Annotated in this window: 21 protein-coding genes and 1 other RNA gene; 15 read left to right on the forward strand and 7 right to left on the reverse strand. The window is 66.4% G+C overall.

Translation table 11 applies throughout. The features are described 5' to 3' along the window. The 3 genes from rsmH to QO058_RS05945 form a co-directional block, all read right to left on the reverse strand. Complete coding sequence (gene rsmH / locus QO058_RS05935; RefSeq protein WP_284171009.1) at positions 1-1005, reverse strand: 16S rRNA (cytosine(1402)-N(4))-methyltransferase RsmH; 1005 nt, start codon at positions 1003-1005, stop codon at positions 1-3. Then, positions 1002-1460: a division/cell wall cluster transcriptional repressor MraZ gene (locus tag QO058_RS05940; RefSeq protein ID WP_284171011.1), complete on the reverse strand. Its 459-nt coding sequence runs from the start codon at positions 1458-1460 to the stop codon at positions 1002-1004. The genes rsmH and QO058_RS05940 overlap by 4 nt, the downstream gene beginning before the upstream one ends. A 386-nt stretch (positions 1461-1846) precedes the next feature. Beyond that, on the reverse strand, positions 1847-2311 hold the full coding sequence (locus tag QO058_RS05945) for a MarR family winged helix-turn-helix transcriptional regulator (protein WP_284171013.1): 465 nt from the start codon (positions 2309-2311) through the stop codon (positions 1847-1849). 230 nt (positions 2312-2541) lie between these two features. Here QO058_RS05945 and QO058_RS05950 point away from each other — a divergent pair, with 230 nt between their 5' ends. Both QO058_RS05950 and QO058_RS05955 read left to right on the forward strand, forming a co-directional pair. Further along, positions 2542-2967, forward strand: coding sequence for an organic hydroperoxide resistance protein (locus QO058_RS05950; RefSeq protein WP_110488942.1), 426 nt, complete (start codon positions 2542-2544; stop codon positions 2965-2967). 120 nt (positions 2968-3087) lie between these two features. Next, the gene (locus tag QO058_RS05955; protein ID WP_284171016.1) at positions 3088-4041 is read left to right on the forward strand and encodes an MBL fold metallo-hydrolase; all 954 of its coding nucleotides are present in this window, start codon (positions 3088-3090) and stop codon (positions 4039-4041) included. A gap of 62 nt (positions 4042-4103) precedes the next feature. Here QO058_RS05955 and rnpB read toward each other — a convergent pair. Both rnpB and QO058_RS05965 read right to left on the reverse strand, forming a co-directional pair. Then, positions 4104-4522: RNase P RNA component class A (gene rnpB, locus QO058_RS05960), an RNA gene on the reverse strand. A 154-nt stretch (positions 4523-4676) separates the two neighbouring features. After that, the gene (locus tag QO058_RS05965) at positions 4677-5291 is read right to left on the reverse strand and encodes a lytic transglycosylase domain-containing protein (protein ID WP_284171017.1); all 615 of its coding nucleotides are present in this window, start codon (positions 5289-5291) and stop codon (positions 4677-4679) included. 354 nt (positions 5292-5645) lie between these two features. Here QO058_RS05965 and QO058_RS05970 point away from each other — a divergent pair, with 354 nt between their 5' ends. From QO058_RS05970 to QO058_RS06000, 7 genes are all read left to right on the forward strand, one after another. Further along, positions 5646-5945 carry a glycine zipper domain-containing protein gene (locus QO058_RS05970; protein WP_284171019.1) on the forward strand — a complete coding sequence of 100 codons (300 nt, stop codon included), beginning with the start codon at positions 5646-5648 and terminating at the stop codon, positions 5943-5945. An 81-nt stretch (positions 5946-6026) separates the two neighbouring features. Continuing rightward, entirely contained in the window at positions 6027-6749 is a 723-nt protein-coding gene (locus QO058_RS05975) for a TerB family tellurite resistance protein (RefSeq protein WP_284171020.1), read from the forward strand. Further along, positions 6746-7534 (forward strand): N-acetylmuramoyl-L-alanine amidase, encoded by a 789-nt coding sequence (locus QO058_RS05980; RefSeq protein ID WP_284171022.1) that lies wholly within the window; start codon positions 6746-6748, stop codon positions 7532-7534. The genes QO058_RS05975 and QO058_RS05980 overlap by 4 nt, the downstream gene beginning before the upstream one ends. A 124-nt stretch (positions 7535-7658) precedes the next feature. Then, positions 7659-9326, forward strand: coding sequence for an efflux RND transporter periplasmic adaptor subunit (locus QO058_RS05985; protein WP_284171024.1), 1668 nt, complete (start codon positions 7659-7661; stop codon positions 9324-9326). A gap of 11 nt (positions 9327-9337) precedes the next feature. Further along, positions 9338-10087, forward strand: coding sequence for an ABC transporter ATP-binding protein (locus tag QO058_RS05990; protein ID WP_284171026.1), 750 nt, complete (start codon positions 9338-9340; stop codon positions 10085-10087). After that, positions 10084-11316 (forward strand): ABC transporter permease, encoded by a 1233-nt coding sequence (locus QO058_RS05995; protein WP_284171027.1) that lies wholly within the window; start codon positions 10084-10086, stop codon positions 11314-11316. The genes QO058_RS05990 and QO058_RS05995 overlap by 4 nt, the downstream gene beginning before the upstream one ends. A 79-nt stretch (positions 11317-11395) precedes the next feature. Next, positions 11396-12352 carry a diguanylate cyclase domain-containing protein gene (locus QO058_RS06000; RefSeq protein ID WP_284171029.1) on the forward strand — a complete coding sequence of 319 codons (957 nt, stop codon included), beginning with the start codon at positions 11396-11398 and terminating at the stop codon, positions 12350-12352. Positions 12353-12407: 55 nt separating this feature from the next. Here QO058_RS06000 and QO058_RS06005 read toward each other — a convergent pair whose 3' ends face one another. Then, the gene (locus QO058_RS06005; protein WP_284171030.1) at positions 12408-12854 is read right to left on the reverse strand and encodes a hypothetical protein; all 447 of its coding nucleotides are present in this window, start codon (positions 12852-12854) and stop codon (positions 12408-12410) included. A 664-nt stretch (positions 12855-13518) separates the two neighbouring features. On the opposite strand from QO058_RS06005, the gene grrA reads away from it, so the two are divergent. Beyond that, a complete protein-coding gene (grrA, locus tag QO058_RS06010; protein ID WP_284171032.1) occupies positions 13519-13866 on the forward strand; it encodes a GrrA/OscA1 family cyclophane-containing rSAM-modified RiPP in 348 nt (115 codons plus the stop codon). 209 nt (positions 13867-14075) lie between these two features. After that, positions 14076-14546 carry a VOC family protein gene (locus QO058_RS06015; RefSeq protein ID WP_284171033.1) on the forward strand — a complete coding sequence of 157 codons (471 nt, stop codon included), beginning with the start codon at positions 14076-14078 and terminating at the stop codon, positions 14544-14546. A 10-nt stretch (positions 14547-14556) separates the two neighbouring features. Here QO058_RS06015 and QO058_RS06020 read toward each other — a convergent pair whose 3' ends face one another. Next, positions 14557-14922: a winged helix-turn-helix transcriptional regulator gene (locus QO058_RS06020; protein ID WP_284171034.1), complete on the reverse strand. Its 366-nt coding sequence runs from the start codon at positions 14920-14922 to the stop codon at positions 14557-14559. 124 nt (positions 14923-15046) lie between these two features. On the opposite strand from QO058_RS06020, the gene gstA reads away from it, so the two are divergent. From gstA to QO058_RS06040, 4 genes are all read left to right on the forward strand, one after another. Further along, the gene (gstA, locus tag QO058_RS06025; protein WP_284171035.1) at positions 15047-15658 is read left to right on the forward strand and encodes a glutathione transferase GstA; all 612 of its coding nucleotides are present in this window, start codon (positions 15047-15049) and stop codon (positions 15656-15658) included. Continuing rightward, a complete protein-coding gene (locus tag QO058_RS06030) occupies positions 15655-16044 on the forward strand; it encodes a nuclear transport factor 2 family protein (RefSeq protein WP_284171036.1) in 390 nt (129 codons plus the stop codon). Before gstA ends, QO058_RS06030 begins: the two co-directional genes overlap by 4 nt. A gap of 242 nt (positions 16045-16286) precedes the next feature. Next, a complete protein-coding gene (locus QO058_RS06035; RefSeq protein WP_284171038.1) occupies positions 16287-17996 on the forward strand; it encodes a Na/Pi cotransporter family protein in 1710 nt (569 codons plus the stop codon). A 180-nt stretch (positions 17997-18176) separates the two neighbouring features. Continuing rightward, the gene (locus QO058_RS06040) at positions 18177-18641 is read left to right on the forward strand and encodes a hypothetical protein (RefSeq protein WP_284171039.1); all 465 of its coding nucleotides are present in this window, start codon (positions 18177-18179) and stop codon (positions 18639-18641) included. Positions 18642-18654 lie beyond the last annotated feature (13 nt).

Below are 18654 nucleotides of genomic sequence, written 5' to 3' on the forward strand. Positions count from 1 at the left end.
TCAGCTCCTCCGGCGGGCTTGCGGCGCGGGTACGACGGCGAGCCCGACGAGGTCGGGATCGGGCGCGCGCGGCGGAAGGTCGGTACGCTCCGCGGCGCGCAGCTTGGCCGAACGTGCCCGGGGATTGGCCCTGCTCTCGGCAACGGACGGCGCGACCGGGCCTTTAGTGACGAGGCTGAACGTCGCCTGCGGCTGCGCCACGGCCGGGGCATGGCGCGAGCCGGTCGGCGCCCTCCCCGAACGCTCGGCGAAGAACTGCTTGACGATGCGGTCCTCGAGCGAATGGAAGGTGACGACGGACAGCCGCCCGCCCGGCTTCAGCACCGCCTCGGCGCCATGCAGCGCCCTGACCAGCTCGCCGAGCTCGTCATTGACCGCGATGCGCAGGCCCTGGAAGGTCCGTGTCGCCGGATGCGCGCCGCCCGGCTCGCCCCGGACGATGCCGGCGACGAGGTCGGCGAGCTGCTTCGTCGTCGTGATCGGCGCCTTGCGCCTGGCCTCGACGATGGCGCGCGCCACGGCGCGCGAGCGCCGCTCCTCGCCATAGTGATAGATGATGTTGGCGAGCACGCCCTCGTCGGCCTCGTTGACGAGCTCGGCCGCGCTCTGGCCGCTCGCTCCCATGCGCATGTCGAGCGGCCCGTCGAAACGGAAGGAGAAGCCACGCTCGGCCTGGTCGAGCTGCATCGAGGAGACGCCGATGTCGAGCACGACACCGTCGAGCGGCACCATCTGGAAGCGCTCGGCCTCCTCCGCCAGCGCACCGAAGCGGGCCTCGGCCAGCGTCAGCCGCCCGCCCATCGCCAGGACGAGGTCGGCGCCGCCGGCTATCGCGGTCGGATCGCGGTCGAGCGCGAGCAGCGTCGCTTCCGGCTCACGCTCCAGCAGTGCGCGCGAATAGCCACCGGCGCCGAAGGTTCCGTCGAGATAGCGGCCGCCGGGCTTGAGCGCGAGCGCATCGAGCGCCTCGTCCATCAGCACGGGAATGTGGGATTCGCCGGTCATGGCATCGTCCTCGCGCCGAGCATGCGCCGGACGTCGCGCAGCTTTCCCCTGGCATCCTCGAGATGCGCCTTGAAGCGCTCCGGCTCCCAGATCTGGAACTTGTGGCCCTGCCCGACGAAGGTGACGGTATCGCCGATGCCGGCATGCGCCTTCAGCGCCTCGCTCAGCATCATCCGCCCTTCGGGGTCGACCTTCAACACCTCGGAGGTGCCGTTCAGCGCCGTCGAGAGCGACTCCCATTCCTCGGAGAAGGGCGAGAAGCGCGACAGGATCTCGTCGATCGTCGCCCGCAGCGCATGGCCACCGCAATCGAGACTGGCCTGGTCGAGCGCCGGATAGACGTAGAGCCCCTCGTAGCCGTCCTTCGCCAGCACCGCGCGGAACGGAGCCGGGATCGAGACGCGCCCCTTGGCGTCCAGCCTGTTGGTGAAATGGGAGACGAAGCGGTCCGTCAACGCCGCCTCCTGGTCGGACTTCCGGTCGGACTCTGACGGCGCGAGGCGCGCCGGCAGGCGCCGGTGATCGATACCCCCGTCGATCCCGACATGGCGGAGCCGTCAGCCAAAATCCGCGCGGCACACGGGCTCTGACTTGTTGCTTGCCTGTCGGTCTCGACGGGATGATTTGGGATAGCATGGGACAATATGGGCGTCAACGGATCCAGCGCTGCAGACGGAGGTCTGCCCGAGCCTGCAGGCATCACAGCCCGTTAAGGTTAACTATCCGTAAAAACGAGGATTTTTGGCTCGCGCAAAGGCCCAGCGGCGCCTATGAGAGCTGGCCGACCCGCCGGATCTGCGAAGAAATATTTTCGAGGTTACGCGCCCTGCTCGGCCGTCCTTCAGTCCTCTGCCGCCGCCCTGCGCAGCAGCGCCTCGCGCAGGGCCCGAACATCGTCCAGCAGGCGCCCCGGCGGGACACCGCTGTCCTCGATCGCGCAGGGCACGGGATTGGCTGACAGGCTCGCCTTCTCGCGCAGGGCATTGCCAGCGCCGGTCAACTCGACCAGCACCTGCCGCTCGTCCTCGCGGCCACGCTTGCGCAGAATGAGGCCGTTGCCTTCGAGGCGCTTCAGCAGCGGCGTCAGCGTGCCGGAATCGAGCATCAATCGATCGCCGATCGCCTTCACGCTCTGGCCGTCCTGCTCCCACAGCACCAGCATGACCAGATATTGCGGATAGGTCAGCCCGAGCTCGGCGAGGAACGGCCGATAGGCCCGGTTGAAGGCATGTGCGGCCGAATAGACCGCAAAGCAGATCTGCTCGTCGAGCCCGCGCACCAATGTCGCCTTCGCATCCTTTGTCATGGCCTTGCCGTCAGTCGACCGCATCATGGCTCCTCAGAGAGGGGGAGCGATCCGATCGGATTGGAACAACCCGCCCATGAAACAGTCTCACCCTGCGATGGATCCAAGATACTCTTTCATTGCACCGAGCGCTGCCTGTTCACGGAAATTTGAATTGCAGACAATTCGATTGTGCACAATCTAATTTGCATCGACCACGGCGGACGCCCCGCCCAGCAAGGAGAGCAACGATGAAGATCCTCTACACCGCCCATGGTTCCGCCACCGGCGGCCGCGAAGGCCAGGCCGCGACCGATACCGGCAACGTCAAGCTCGTGCTGAACACGCCGAAGGAACTCGGCGGCGGCGGTGGCGAGGGCACCAATCCCGAGCAGCTCTTCGCCATGGGCTATTCCGCCTGCTTCCTCGGCGCGCTCAAGTTCGCCGCCGGCAAGGAGAGCGTGAAGATCCCGGACGATGCCCGCGTCAGCGCCGATGTCGGCATCGGCCCGCGCGATGACGGCAAGGGCTTCGGCATCGCCGTCAAGCTGACGATCTCGGCGCCCGGCATCGAGAAGGCCAAGCTCGAGGACCTCGTCCAGAAGGCCCATATCGTCTGCCCGTATTCGGATGCGACCCGGGGCAATATTGACGTCCAGCTGACGGTTGCGGCCTGAACTGGCGCCACCCATCTGATCCTCACGGCCGGGCATCCCTCCGGCCGTGAGACGATTTGGCCTGCCCTGCCGCCGGCCTCGTTTCCGGAAGCCTCAACCTCAAAGCCTCTGGAACATCCCATGATCGATCGCCGCCATTTCCTCACAGCGGCTGCAGCAGCCGCACTCGCGCCTGCCCTGCCCGCGCACGCCCGCGCTCCTCTGACCGGCGCGCAGGTGCCGGGCATCTATCGCCGCAAGCTCGGCGACCTCGAAATCACTGCGCTTCTTGACGGCTATGTCCCGCTCGGCGCCCAGTCCTTCGCCGGCCCTGAGCCGACAACCGTCCGTCAGCTCATCGCCGGCGCCGGCCTCGACGAAAGCCTGCCGACTTCGGTCAACGCCTTCGTCGTCAACAGCAAGGACCGGACCTATCTCGTCGACACCGGTTCGGGCGCCTGGAGCGCCATGGGCAACACCATGGGCCGGGCCGAGAGCAATCTGCGCACCGCCGGGATCGAGCCGGCGCAGATCGACGCGATCATCCTGACGCATGCTCACCCGGATCATCACGAAGGCCTGCTCACAGCCGAGAAGACGGCCCGCTTCCCCAATGCCGAGCTGATCATCCACGAAGCCGAACACGCCTTCTGGCATGATGACGGCATCCTCAGCCAGGCGCCGACGGAGGTGAAGCCGTTCTTCGCCTCCGCCCGCGGGGCGCTTGCGCCCTATGCCAGCCGTACCCGCAAGGTGAAGGCGGGCGAGGTGGCGCCGGGCCTGACGCTCGAGCACGCTCCCGGCCATACGCCGGGACACAGCATCCTGCGGCTGTCCTCCGGCAACCAGCAGCTCCTACTCGTCGGCGATTGCATCCACAATGTCGTGCTGCAGACCGCCCAGCCCGAGATCACCTTCACCTTCGACGCCGATGCCAAGCAGGCCGTCGCCTCGCGCCGGCGTGTGCTCGATATGGCGGCGGCAGACAGGCTGGTGATCAGCGGCGCCCACATCCCCTTCCCCGGCTTCGGCAAGGTGAGCAAGGAAGGCAATGGCTACCGTTTCGCCACGGCGGAGTGGAGCTACACGCTCTGATCGCAGCCTTACGCAAACACGAAAGGGCCGGGATCGCTCCCGGCCCTTTTCGCTGCGATGAGGGTGCCAGCCGGCCTGTAAGCCGGGTTTTGGATGGCCGGGAGCAGGCTCCCGCAGGAACTTGCCCCCGACGTGACGGCCATTCCTCTGGGACGTGCATTGCTGCGCGCCTCGAGCAACCAACCCGGACGACTGGACCTGGAAACCGGCCCCTCCTCCCTTGCGGGCGAGCATCGTCCCTATTCGGTTTTGCTCCCGGTGGGGCTTGCCATGCCGTCCCCGTTGCCGGGTCCGCGGTGCGCTCTTACCGCACCTTTTCACCCTTACCGCGCGCCGAAGCGCGAGGCGGTTCGATCTCTGTGGCGCTTTCCCTGGGGTCGCCCCCGCCGGACGTTATCCGGCACCGTGTTTCCGTGGAGCCCGGACTTTCCTCCCCCGAAAGAACCTGAGCTCTTGCGGGAGCGGCCGTCCGGCCGACTGGCCGGCCCCCTGTGCGCTGTAAAGGCCGGAGCCGTCAAGCGCATACGCAATCCCGTTGAGGGATTGCGTACTCCGCTCGTTGAAAATCACGCAAGTGCCTGATTTTCAACGATGGATGAATCCGGCATCGCGAAGCGATCTGCCGGACTCAAAGCTCAGTTGCTGGCCTGGGCCGCACCGGTGATGGTGCGCACCTTGCCGCAATAGGCGCGGTTGGCGCCGCTCATGCGGGTCGCCATGTGGCCGCTCTGGTACATCATCACGGTGCGGCAGGTGTCGCCGCCGGCGAGCTTGTAGGCCTGGCCGAGATATTTCATGGCATAGCGGGCGTTGGTGTCGGCATCGAGCAGGCCTGCTGCGCCGCCGCTGTAGCCGACGCCGCGCGCGGTCTGATGGCGGATCTGCATCAGGCCGAAGTTGCCGGCATTGGCAGCGCGCGGATTGTAGCGGCTCTCGATGCGCACCACGGCGTCGGCCAGCGAGAACGGCACGCCATTGGCAGCGGCATGACGGGCGACCAGCGCGCGCAGCCCTCGGAGCCGGCGGGTGCCGCGAGTGGCGTGCGAGCTTCGCGAACGGTCCTGCCTCCCTTGGCCTGCGCCTTCCGCCCGCCCTTCGTCTGGGCGGTTTCGGCTGTCTCCTTCTGCGGATCCTGGCCCTGCTCGGCAGCGGCGGCCTGGCGCCGGATTTCGGCCTCCCGCACGATGAAGGCGCGGGCGTCCGTCTCGGCGTTCACCTGGGCAGAAGCGGGCTGAAGAAAGGCCAGGCAAATCGCAAAGGCGGCGCAGCCGCTACCGGAGATTTTGTTCATGCAGAGGAAGCCTCATCTTTCTTGTGCAGCGCAAAACAGGGCGGTGCAATGATAGATGAATGTGACGACAATCTGGCCGATACGACAGATAACCAAGCCATTACCGAACGTCGATAAATACTTTAGCCTCGTTTCGAGAGCAGTAATTATCATGTATTGAGCGGCGGAACGATTCACCCTGCCCGGCGTTGACGCAGTTATGGCGGCACGCCAAATCATCGCCGCACTGCGACCGCAATTCCCGGTCGCAATGCAAAAAGTCGGCTGAGGCTGGGATCGTGCCGCTGCAAGCGACCCGAGAAGGGGGAATGAGATGAAGACATTGATGGCAATCGCGGTTGTCGGGCTCGCTCTTGGCGCCTGCACACCACATGAGGAACGTGTCGGTGGCGGCGCCCTGGTCGGCGCGGCCACTGGCGCCGTGATCGGTGGGCTCGCCACCGGCCGGGCTGGCGGCGCGCTGGCCGGAGCCGCGATCGGCGGAGCCGGCGGCGCGATCATCGGCTCGGCGACCTCGCCCTATCGCCGCGGCGGCTACTATTACGACGACGGCTACGGCGGCTGTCCCTACGGCTACTACCGCGACTATTACGGCCGGCTCTATTGCCGCTGAGCCGCTGGCATTCTACGCAGATGCCATGGCCCGGAACGGCCATGGCTGGATGAGCGATGAAGTCGTCTTTCTGGGGGAGCATTGGGCGGCGGCGGCCTCGGTTTCGCCTTCGGCGGACCGCTCGGCGCGCTCGTCGGCGCTGTGGCTGGGCATGTGCTGGTCGATCGTGAAGGAGCGCTGTTCGGGCCCGCGCCCAAGCAGCTGATCTTCACGACAGGCTTGGTCGCGCTCGCCGCCAAGATGGCGCGTGCCGACGGCGTCGTGACCCGCGACGAGATCGCAGCCTTCCAGCGCATCGTCACCGTACCTCCCGAGGAGCAGGCCCATATCGAGCGCCTGTTCGATCTTGCCAAGCAGACCAGCGCCGGCTTCGAGGCCTATGCGCAACAGATCGCCGAAGCCTTCCGCGACGAGCCGGCTCTGATCGAGGACGTGCTCGACGGTCTCTTCCTGATCGCCGCCGCCGACGGCGCGATCCACGAGCACGAGCACGCCTATCTGCGCGACGTCGCGACGATCTTCAGGATCGACGAAACCGGTTTCGCCCGCATCGAGGCGCGCCATTTGCGCCGCCGCGACGATCCCTACATCGTGCTCGGCGCCGACCGCGAGATGAGCGACGGCGAGCTCAAGCAGCTCCATCGCCGTCTCGTCATCGAGAACCATCCCGATCGCGAGATCGCCCGCGGCCTGCCCGAGGAGGCGATCTGCATCGCGACCCGCCGCCTCGCCGCTATCAATGCGGCCTGGGACGCGATCGAGAAGGAACGCGGCATCGGGCGAAAGCAGGCGGAGCCGGCGTGAGCCTCGTCCTCGAACCCGATAGCCGCTTCGCCGCCAAGGTCTTCCCCTCGCCCAATCATGGCGAGCGCAAGTTCAGTGACGGCTCGACCGATCGCCGCCCGGACACGCTGATCCTGCACTATACCGGGATGCCCGACGCCGGCGAGGCGCTGCAGTGGCTGTGCAACCCGGTCTCGCAGGTCTCGTCGCACTACTTCGTCTTCGAGAATGGCCACACGCTCCAGCTGGTGCCGGAGGCGCGCCGCGCCTGGCATGCCGGGGCCTCGCACTGGGCCGGCGAGACCGATCTCAACTCGGCCTCGATCGGCATCGAGATCGCCAATCCCGGCCATCCCGGCGGCCTGCCCGACTTCCCCGAGGCGCAGATCGCTGCGACGCTGAACCTCTGCCGCGACATCTGCGAGCGCTGGCAGATTCCGCCCGAACGCGTGCTGGCCCATTCCGACATCGCGCCCGGCCGCAAGATCGATCCGGGCGAGACATTCCCCTGGCGCCGCTTTGCCGAGGGCGGCATCGGCCTCTGGACGGAACCGGCGCCGATCAAGGGCGGCCGCTTCTTCGCCCGCGGCGATGCCGGCCCGCCGGTCGAGGCATTGCAGGCGATGTTCGCGATGCTCGGCTACGGCGTCTCGGTCGACGGGACCTATGACGAGCACTTCGAGGCGGTGGTCGCCGCCTTCCAACGCCATTGGCGGCCGGAGAAGGTCGACGGTGTCGCCGATGGCTCGACCATCACCACCCTGCGCGACCTGTTGGCGCTCACGCAGGAAGCCCGGACGACCTGAACCACCGCGTCGCGCAAGCTTTCCGCAACATTGCAGCGAGTTAACTCGTCTGCGCCGCGTGAATCTGGCATGATGCGCGGCAATGGAAGGCTGGTATTTCCTCGGCCTCGGAGGGTGAACGGACGTGCGTCTCTGGGCAATCGGTGCGGTGGTCGGCGCAGGCGCGCTGGCAGCCGGCTATTTCGCGCTGCGGCCGACCGGCGGCGCAGCCAATGACACACCCTATCGCACTGCCGCGATCGACCGCGGCCGGATCACCGCCTCGGTGCGCGCCACCGGCACGCTGACCCCGATGACCACCGTCGTGGTCGGATCGCAGCTCTCCGGGCAGATCGTCGAGATCCTCGCCGACTATAATTCGCAGGTGAAGGCCGGCCAGGTCGTCGCCCGCCTCAACAGCGACCAGATCAAGACCCGCCGCGACGCAGCCGCCGCCGACCTGCAGCAGGCCAAGGCCGATCTCGTCGTCAAGCGCGCCCAGCTCGCGCGGGCCAAGGTGGCGCGGACCAAGGCGAACTCGACCGTCAACGACCTCGAGGCCCAGCGTGACCGCACGCGCGCCCAGCTCGCCGACGCCAAGCGCACCTATGATCGCCAGAACGAATTGTTCACGCGCGGCGCCGGTGCGCAGCAGGGCCTGGACAGCGCCCGCACCCAGGTCGAGATCCAGACCGCGACACTCGCCTCGAACGAGGCGCAGATCGCCTCGCTCCAGGCCGAGATCAGCGGACTCGACGCCGACATCGCGCTGGCAGAAGGCCAGGTCCAGTCCGGCGAGGCGCTGATCGCCCAGCGCGACGCCAAGCTGAAGGACATCCTGATCGATCTCGAGCGCACCGATATCCGCTCGCCTGTCGACGGCGTCGTCGTCCAGCGCCAGGTCGATCTCGGCCAGACCGTCGCCGCCTCGCTCTCGGCACCGGTTCTGTTCCAGATCGCGCAGGACCTGCGCACCATCGACATCTACGCCAATATCGACGAGGCCGATGTCGGCCGGCTCAAGGTCGGTCAGGAGGTCTCGTTCAGCGTCAACGCCTATCCGAACCGGACCTTCCAGGGGAAGGTGCAGATGGTCCGCCTCGGCGCCCAGACCATCCAGAACGTCGTCACCTATACCGGCGTCGTCCGTGTCGAGAACCGTGACCTTGCTCTGCTGCCGGGCATGACCGCCAATCTCCAGATCGTCACCGATGACCGCCAGGACGTGCTGCGCGTCGCCAATGCGGCACTGCGCTTCCGCCCGCTCGGCGGGCCGACCGCCCTGCCCGCTGCTGCGCCGGCCGAGACGCCGGCGGGGCGGGCCGGAGGTGGTGGCCGTGCCGCGGGCGCGTTGCGTGAGCGCATCGATGAGGAGGTCCAGCCGACGCCGGAGCAGAAGCAGGCGATCGCCGCGATCATGTCCGAGCAGCGCGCCGGCAACCGCCAGGCCACGGCCGGCCTGTCCGAGGAGGAGCGCCGCGCCGCCTTCCGCGCAGCCCGCAGCGAGCTGCGCGCCAAGGTCGCCGCCGTGCTCGATCCCGAGCGCCGCGCCAAGTTCGAGGCGCTGATCCAGGAAGGCCGCCCGGCGGCACAAAGTGAGGTCACACCCGGTCGCGTCTACGTGCTCGATGGCCAGGGCCAGCCCAAACCGGTCGCTATCCGGCTCGGGCCGAGCGACGGCGCCTTCACCCAAATCCTGCCGGCCGCCGGTATCGCCGAGGGTATCGAGGTCCTGATCGGCGGCGGCCCGCGCACCGCCGAGCCGACGCCCGCCAGTCGTGGTCCCGCCCCGCGCGGCCCGCGCCTGTTCTGAGGGCCGCAGCCATGCCCCTGATCGAGGTGCGCGATCTCTCCCGGGTCTACGATCTCGATTCCGGCCGCGTCACCGCGCTCGGCGGGGTTTCGCTCCACATCGAGGCCGGCGAACTCGTCGCTGTGATGGGGCCGTCCGGCTCGGGCAAGTCGACCTTCATGAATCTGATCGGCTGCCTCGACCGGCCGACCGGTGGCCATTACCGTCTCGACGGCGTCGCGGTCGAGACGCTCTCCAGCGACGGGCTCGCCGCACTCCGCAACCGCAAGCTCGGCTTCATCTTCCAGCAGTTCAACCTGCTGCCGCGGGTCGATGCCTGCGCCAATGTCGAATTGCCGATGGTCTATGCCGGGCTCGACGGCAAAACCCGGCGCGAGCGTGCACTTGCCGCATTGGCCCGCGTCGGCCTTGCCGACCGCGCCCATCATCGGCCGATGCAGCTCTCCGGCGGCCAGCAGCAACGCGTCGCGATCGCCCGCGCGCTGGTCAACCAGCCACGCCTGCTCCTCGCCGACGAGCCGACCGGCGCACTCGACAGCCGCACCGCGCTCGAGATCCTGGCCCTCTTCCAGGACCTCAACCGCGAGGGCGTCACCGTCGTGCTGGTGACGCATGATGCCGAGGTCGCCCGCCATGCCCGCCGGGTCGTGCGCTTCCGCGACGGCCATGTCATCGCCGACACCAGGCAGGAGCCGGCCGATGCGCGCACCGCGCTGGCCGCGCACGATACGGCTTCCCCCTTGCCGGAGGCCGCCGAATGAGCCTGCTGGAAGCGATCCGCTCCGCCCTCTCCGCCATCGGCGCCAATGCGCTGCGCTCGGCGCTGACCATGCTCGGCATCATCATCGGCGTCGCCGCCGTGATCGCCATGGTCGCGATCGGCTCGGGCGCCCGCGAGCGCGTCGACAGCCAGATCAAGTCGCTCGGCGCCAATCTCGCCATCATCCAGGCCGGCAACGTCACGCAGGGCGGCGTCCGGCTCGGCGCCGGTGCCTCCTCGACCCTGACCGACGAGGATGCTCGCGCCGTCCTGAACGAGGTCGAGAACGTCACCGCTTCCGCCTCGGTGATAACCACGCGCGCCCAGGCGGTCTATGCCGGCACCAACTGGTCGACGACGATCACCGCGACCGATCTCGATTTCTTCGCCGCCCGCGAATGGGCACTGGCCGAGGGCCGCCTGTTCGAGCCCGAGGAGCTGCGCCGCGGTGAGATCGTCGCGATCATCGGCCAGACGGTGGCGAAGAACCTCTTCGGCGAGAGCGATCCGCTCGGCCAGATGTTCCGCATCCGCAACGTGCCGTTCAAGGTCATCGGCGTGATGGCGGGCAAGGGCCAGTCGGCGCTCGGGCAGGACCAGGACGATGTCATCTTCGTGCCGCTCGACACTGGCCGGCGCCGCATCATCGGCCGCAATTACGCCCGCGACCGCTCGGTCCAGACTATCATGGTCAAGTTCGCCAGCGAGGAGGCGATCAACCCCGGCATCGAGCAGACGCGCGCGCTGCTGCGCCAGCGCCATCGGCTCGCCGAGGATCAGGAGGACGATTTCATCGTCCGCAACCTCACCGAGATCGCCAATACCGCGACCGCCGCCGCCAGCACCCTCTCCTGGCTGCTCGCGGCGGTCGCCGGCGTCTCGCTGCTGGTCGGCGGCATCGGCATCATGAACATCATGCTGGTCTCGGTGACCGAGCGCACCCGCGAGATCGGCTTGCGCCTCGCCGTCGGCGCCCGCCAACGCGACGTGCTCTCGCAATTCCTGATCGAGGCGACGACGCTGGCGACCATCGGCGGCGCCGTCGGCATCGCGCTCGGCATCGGCGCCGCCACCGGAATCGCCCGTTTCGCCGGCTGGCCCTTCGTGATCTCGCCGGAAACGATCCTGGTCGCCGTCGGCGTGTCCGGCCTGATCGGCGTGTTCTTCGGCTTCTACCCGGCACGCCAGGCCGCCCGGCTCGACCCGATCGAGGCGCTGCGACGCGAGTGACTCGGCAATCTTCGTTAACCGTTGCGCTCTAGCGTCACGGGACTCGCCGATCACCTGACGCAGGGCGCAGAGCCAGACGATGCCGCTCTCCGACGCCGAAGCCAGACGCCTCTACGACCAGGCTGCGCTGATGGCCGGCATCGGCGCCTGGGAATGCCGGCTCGCCGACACCCAATTGAGCTGGACCGACGGCATTTACGACCTCTTCGGCCTGCCACGCGGCTCGGCGATCCACCGCCCTTCGATCGTCGATCTCTACTACGATGACTCACGCGCCGAGATGGAGCGTCTCCGTGGCCGGCTGATAGCATCCGGACAGGGCTTCAGCATTGACGCACGGATCCGTACCGCCGCCGGCGCCGAGCGCTGGATGCGCCTCTCCGCCTCTGTGACGCACGAGCACGGCCGGCCGGTCCGCATCCACGGCGCCAAGCAGGACATCACCGGCGAGAAGGACATGTGGCTGGGGCTGCGCCGGCTCGCCTATAGCGACCCGCTGACGGGCCTCGCCAACCGCCGCGCCTTCGAGATGCAGCTCTCCGATCTGCGCCGCCACACCGGCGACAATTGCGCGCTCGGCCTGCTCGCCATCGTCGACCTCGACAATCTGAAGCCGATCAACGATCGCTTCGGCCATGCCGCCGGCGATGAATGCCTGCGCCAGATCGCGATGCGGCTCGAGACCTCGCTGAGCGATGCCCCGATCATCGCCCGCATCGGTGGTGACGAATTCGGCCTCCTGCTCTGCTCGGCCGCCGGCCGGCCTTATCTGCTCCACCGGCTGGAGCAGGCCCAGAAGGCCCTGTCCCGTCCGGTCACGTGGCGCGAGACACAGATCGAGGTCAGCGCCTCGATCGGCGCCACCATCTTGCGCCCCGGCCTCCTGCACGACCCCGAGCGGCGCTTCGCCGAAGCGGATTCGGCGCTCTACGTCGCCAAGGCGGCCGGCCGCAACTGCCTGCGCCTGTTCGGCGATCCGGTGCAGGAGGCGGGGGATGTGGCGATGGTCGGCGTTGGGGCGCTGCGCGCGGTCTAGGCAGAGAACTGCTGGGCTGGAGTGGCAGCTCCCGACCCGTCACGGACATTCGCTACTATTGGCCGCCCACTCGCTGCGGGCTTTTGATCCGCAACGCTCGCCGGCCGCCGAAAAACGCATTGCCGATCATGTGCGGCGTATACCATAACAATAACGCGATGTAGATTACTTGAGAATCTGTGAAGTAAAATATCCTTTGATAATCGGCAGAAATAATCCAAATGAAACGAGTAAACATTTTGCAATAGGCCGCCAAGGATACTTTAGATAATACTCCCTGGAGATAATACTCCCTGGTCTCATTCTGTATCAGCTCGTCGTTAAGGCGAGCTTCAGGAGTTTTTCTTGTGATAACGAAGGCAAATATTATCATACCACAGCCAATAAAATTGGCGATCAGCAGCCACGGAGTGTAAATTCGTTCAAAAGACATTAGGGCAAGCGGAAGAATGGTAAGGATCCACCCTGCATCATGGAGCAGCTTTAAGGATCTAACACTCACCGAAATCTCCCTGCGATGGATAGCTGCCGAAATTTTACTCATCGACCGGCAGTGTGGCGGGCTCCCATCGCTCACCGGCCGGTAGTGCGTGCTTTCCGGAAGACGTCAACGCCACACAAAAGCGCGAAACAAGAAAGCGACCACTACCGAAACAATGGTCGAAAGCGCCCACAGGAGGGTGGCAGCCGCAATGATGGCCGTGACCAAGTTGACTAGAACCTGATCTTTCAGCCCAAACAGTGCACACCACCAAGCGATCAAGCTCCTCACGTTCGCCTCCGCCCATGCCGTCTCACTACCTTGGGTGGCAAGGCCTATAACGCTCACGCGTTAAGAAATTTCGGTGACGAGCTGATTGCGCCGACTGCAGTTCAGAAGCGTCCGCTCTCCCCCCACTCCGGACATCGACGCCACCCATCATCGTGGAGCGCGCCACAGCCGCGCTGGCGTGATCTGACGTAAATCCGTCAGACAGCGCCGCAACCTTTCGGCAACCTTCTTTGGACCATCGTCCGCAAGCGGGCCGATTCGGCTGACGGCGCTCGCGTCGTGTCCAAAGTGGCCGCTCGGTCCGCGCGTTCGCTGAACGCGAGCGAACAATTCCGTTCAGGTGGCGTTGCAATTGCGACTGCGATCATCGCCTCAACAAATCAGGAGACCTTTCATGCGACATCTATTGATCGCCGCTGCCCTGCTCATCGGCTCCGCCACGGCGGTCAACACCGCCTCCGCGGCCGAGCTCAGCGGATCGCTTCCCTCCGCGACCGCGCAGCAACTCGACAAACTGCCGACCGAGTTCACCGCCAGCGACGCTAAGATGCGGCGGATGCAGATCATCCAGAACAACCTCGATCGCCAGCGTTATGGCCGCGGTGGCGGCTACGGGCGCGGTTACGGCGACGGTTACGGGCGTGGCTATGGACGCGGTTATGGCGGGGGCTACGGAGGCGGTTACGGCTACCGGCGCGGATATGGCGACGGCTATGGTCGCCCACGCTACGATCGCTGGTGAGCTGAAGCAGCGGCCTCGCTAAGAAGCGGGGCCGCTGCACGCACACGGGGAGCGTGAGCAGGAGGCAAGCGGGATGAGGCGCCCTCAACCCTCGCGGTCCCAACCTCCTCCGGAAAAATCGTCTCGTCCTTGTCGGAACCTTCTTCTCTCGTTCGTCCTTGAAGCGACAGGCCAATCTCTGGCTTGATGGCGCAGCAGGGAGCATCGCGATGAAGGTCACCCAGAATCTCTGGTTCGATAAGGATATGGAGGCCGCGATCAGCCTCTACACCTCGCTGATCCCGAACTCGGCGCTCGAATGGAGCAGCGCTTTGCCGGCGGAATCGCCGAGCGGACCGGCGGAGAGCGTCAAGATCGCCTCCTTCACCATCGGCGGCCAGCGCTACCAGGCTTTCGAGGCCGGGCGCTCCGATGCGTTCAACCACACCTTCTCGATCGTGGTCGAGTGCGAAACGCAAGCCGAGATCGACAGGCTCTGGGAGGCGCTCGGCGAGGGCGGCCAATTCGAGCAATGCGGCTGGCTCAAGGATCGCTGGGGCGTGTCCTGGCAGATCACGCCCAAGCGCCTCGGCGAATTGATCCGCGACACCGACCGAACCAAGGCCCAGCGCGTCGCCGAGGCGATGCTGAAGATGGTCAAGCTCGACATCGCCGGACTGGAAGCCGCGGCAAAGGGCTGAGTTCCGCCGCTCAGGCCGCCTGCGCTCGCACCGTGGCCTGCGCCTTCAGCTTGGCGCCGACCTCGGCGATCGCAAGGATCGCTGGTACGTACTCCTGCCCAAGGTCGGTGAGCGCATATTCGGTCGAGGGCGGGGTCGTCGGCACCACCTTGCGGTGGACGACACCCTTGCTCTCCAGCACTCGCAGGCGCGCGCTCAGCATCTTGGCCGAGATCGCCGGGATGTCGCGCCTGAGTTCCCCGAAGCGACGCGGCCCGCCGCTCAGGAACCAGATCACATTCGGCGTCCAGGCCCCGCCGAGCACCTGCATGCAGGCGCCGACATTGCAGGTCTCGGGCTGCGGCAAAGCGCGGTTCTTCCTGAGTTTCAAGGCCATGCGGCAATCCCTCCGGTTACCGGGAGGATACCGGAAAACGCAGTTACAACAAGTTACCCCATATACAAAGGTAACTGCCTCCGCCTAGCTCTCCGCCATCGTCAACGCGGATGAGGAAACCACCATGAAGCTCTACTACTCGCCGGGCGCCTGCTCGCTTTCGCCCCATATCGCCCTGCGCGAGGCCGGCCTACCCGTCACCCTGGAGAAAGTCGACCTGATCGCCGGTCGGACCGAGAGTGGCGCCGACTATGCCGCGGTCAATCCGAAGGGCTACGTCCCCGCACTGCAGTTCGACGACGGCACTGTGCTGACCGAAGGCGCGGTCATCGCCCGCTACATCGCCGATCTTGCCCCCGCTGCCGATCTGGCGCCCAAGCCCGGCAGCTTCGAGCGCTTCAAGCTCGAGGAGGTCATGAACTTCATCGGCAGCGAGTTGCACAAGGCCTATACGCCGCTCTTCCTCCCAGACACCACCGAGGACGGCAAGGTGGCGGCGCGGACCCGCGTCGCCAGGAAGCTCGCTTATATCGAAGCCCTCCTCGCCGATGGCCGCAGCCATCTCCTCGGCGAGCATTTCACCGTCGCCGACGGCTACCTCTTCACCATCGTCAACTGGTCCGACAGCCGCGGCGTTCCGCTCGACGCCTTCCCGAAGCTGCGAGCGTTCATGGCGCGGATCGGCGCCCGCGTCGGCGTGCAGGAGGCAATGCGGGCCGAGGGCTTGCTCCAGTGAGCGCCGATCCGCGCTTTGCCGAGATCGTTGCCGCGCTTGGCGACTATTTCGACGGGCTCCATCACAGCGATGCCGGCAAGCTCGGGCAGCTCTTCCACCCGCAGGCGATCTATGCCTGCGGCACCGAGGGTAGCCTGACCTACCTGACCATGGCGGAGTATCTGCCGATGGTGGCGAAGCGGCCTTCACCGGCAAGTCGCGGCGAGCCCCGCTATGACCGCATCCTCTCGATCGAATTCGCCGGGCCGGTGACCGCCCTCGCCCGGGTCGAATGCGCCATCGGCCCCAAGCGCTTCACCGACCTCCTGAGTTTTGTCAGGCTCGACGGACACTGGCGCGTGATCGCCAAGGTCTTCCATTTCGATCTCGACGAGGCAGCAGCCTGAGCAACCGACAACAGGCCGCCGGCAGGCATTGGAGCCGGCGGCCACGCACTGCCAGCGACCGGCCACCGTCGTGACGCATAGTCACCGGGCTGTCGCACGACCTGCCTAGGACTCCGCTGGCCAGGTGGGGAAACCGGCACGGAAGAGCGCGCGTGTCCGTTGCGGGACGCGTGCGCTGATGCTCGCCGTGATGCCCCGACCGGCCGCAGAGGCGACCGCGCCCCCTTGTCGGAGTCGAGAGCATGCAAGTCGATATCTTCACGCAGGTGATCGTGCCTGTGATCGGTGGCCTGGGCATCTTCATGCTCGGCCTCGAATTCATGAGCAACGGCATCCAGAATCTCGCCGTCAACAAGATGCGGGCGCTGCTCGCCAAGATCGCCGGCACGCCGGTCAAGGGCGTCCTCGCCGGCACCTTCATCACCGGCATCATCCAGTCCTCGACCGCGATGACCGTGATGGTGGTCGGCCTCGTCAACGCCGGGGTGATCGGCCTGCGGCCCGCGATCAGCGTGATCATGGGCGCCAATATCGGCACGACCCTCGGCAACGGCCTGATCGCCCTGCCGCTCGGCCCGCTAGGCCTGTTTCTCGCCGGCATCTTCGCGCTGCTGCACATCTTCGCCAAGACCGACAAGGTGAAGAACATCGCGCTTGCCTGCATGGGCTTCGCGCTGATCTTCTACGGCCTCAACCTGATGACCGGCGGCCTGCGCCCCTTGCGCTCGATGCCGGAGGTGATGGGCGTCATCTCCTCGCTCAAGGCCGACAGCTATCTCGGCCTGCTCTACTGCGTGCTGATCGCCGCCGGCATCACCGCGATGATTCACTCCTCCTCGGCGACGATCGGCATCGTCATGGGCCTCGGCGCCGCCGGTATCCTCGACTGGAAGACCGCCGTCGCCTTCTCGCTCGGCGCCGATCTCGGCACCACCATCACCTCCTGGATGGCCTCGCTCAACCTGACCAAGAACGCCAAGCGCGCCGCCTATTTCCACATCTCCTTCAACATCATCGGCGTCGCCATCACGATACCGCTCTTCTTCGTCTCGATGGACGTGCTGACCTGGGCCATGCAGTGGTTCGGCGGCAATCCGGGCGTGGCGGTCATCAAGGACGGCAAGGAGACCTTCCCGCTGATCCCGGTCGCGATCGGCCTCTACTCGACCTTCTTCAACATCTTCAACACCGTCCTGCTCTTCCCCTTCGTCGGCGTCTTCGAGCGCGTGCTGCTGAAGGTCGGCGCGTCGCATCTGGACGATGTCGAGGACTACTCGCAGCCGCGTTTCCTCGCCAAGGCGACCGACCATGGCCATGCCGTCGCGAACATCCAGCAGGAGACCGGTCGCTATCTCCAGGCGACGCAGCTCTTTCTCGACATCGCCCGCAACAAGCCGGACGCGCCGGAGAAGAGCGACGAACTCTACACTGCGATCGACGTGCTCAACCGCGACATCCGCGCCTATACCTCCGGCATGTTCACGTCGGAGATGCCCTATGCCCGCGCCGACCTGGTGGCGAGCCTGATCGAGGAAGAGGACTTCACCGCCAGCCTCGGCGAGACGCTCTACCAGATCGCCCGCCGCATCGAGCGCCAGCCCTTCGGCGCGCCTGGCCGGGAGATCGTCGACAGCGTCGTCGACCAGGTCGCCGAGGCGATGCGCGCCATCGTTCCGGCCGGGCAGGACGGGCCGATCGTTTCGGCCGAGGCCGAGCCGCGCATCTCCGCCCTCACGGCTGTCCGCGAGCGCTGCCTGCGCCTTGGCGCCGAGCTGCCCTGGGTCGAGCGTGGCGCGATCCTGGCGCTGCTCGGCTCGGCCGAGCGCGCCTATTTCCTGATCGAGCGCATCGATGAAGAGCGCCGCTCGGTCTCACGTGTCGTGCCGGTGACGGAGGCCAGCAAGCAGAGCCGCGAAGCCGGCGATTTCGGCGCCGCCGCCGTGCCGGCCTGAGCTGGCTGACATCGCTGGGTTGTGGACAGGCCGCCTTCGGGCGGCCTGTTTGCTTTTGTCCGCTCAATTTTTGGTCGTGATTGCAAGCGAAACCAAGCAGCCGCAATGGCGGTGCAACACGCGAATTGGCGCCTGCTCCGCGCAAGGGCGCGGCGACTACCGGATACGAGGACAGCTATCATGACGTCGAAGGCGATTTTCCTGCTGGCGCCCGCTTTGGCGCTCCAGACCGCCGCTGCTTTGGCCAAGGACGGTCTGAGCTGGGGGATTCGGCAGGATGGTGAGGGCATCGTCGTCGCCTATGAGATGCCGCAGACGGACGATCAGCGCCTGTTCTTCTCCTGCGATTTCGCCAGCAAGAGCCTGACCGTGCGGGTTCCCTTCTTCAAGGAAGGCATGAAGGACAACGCCGTCACAAGCGCCCGGTTATCGTCGAGCGGCGGGCAGGCCGATCTGAGCATGAAGCTGATCAACGACGAGATGGGCAATCATTTCGAGACGACGACGACGCTGACGCCCGCGCTCCAGTCGGTGCTGCGAAAGGGCCAGAGCCTGACGCTTCGCATCGAGGGCGAGACCCAGAGCTTCCCGCTCGCCGGCGGGCAGAAGGGCTTTGCCGTGATGGCGCAGCGCTGCGGCGGGTGAGGCCCAATCGCCT

The sequence above is a fragment of the Bosea vestrisii genome (assembly GCF_030144325.1).
GTDB lineage: Bacteria > Pseudomonadota > Alphaproteobacteria > Rhizobiales > Beijerinckiaceae > Allobosea > Allobosea vestrisii_A.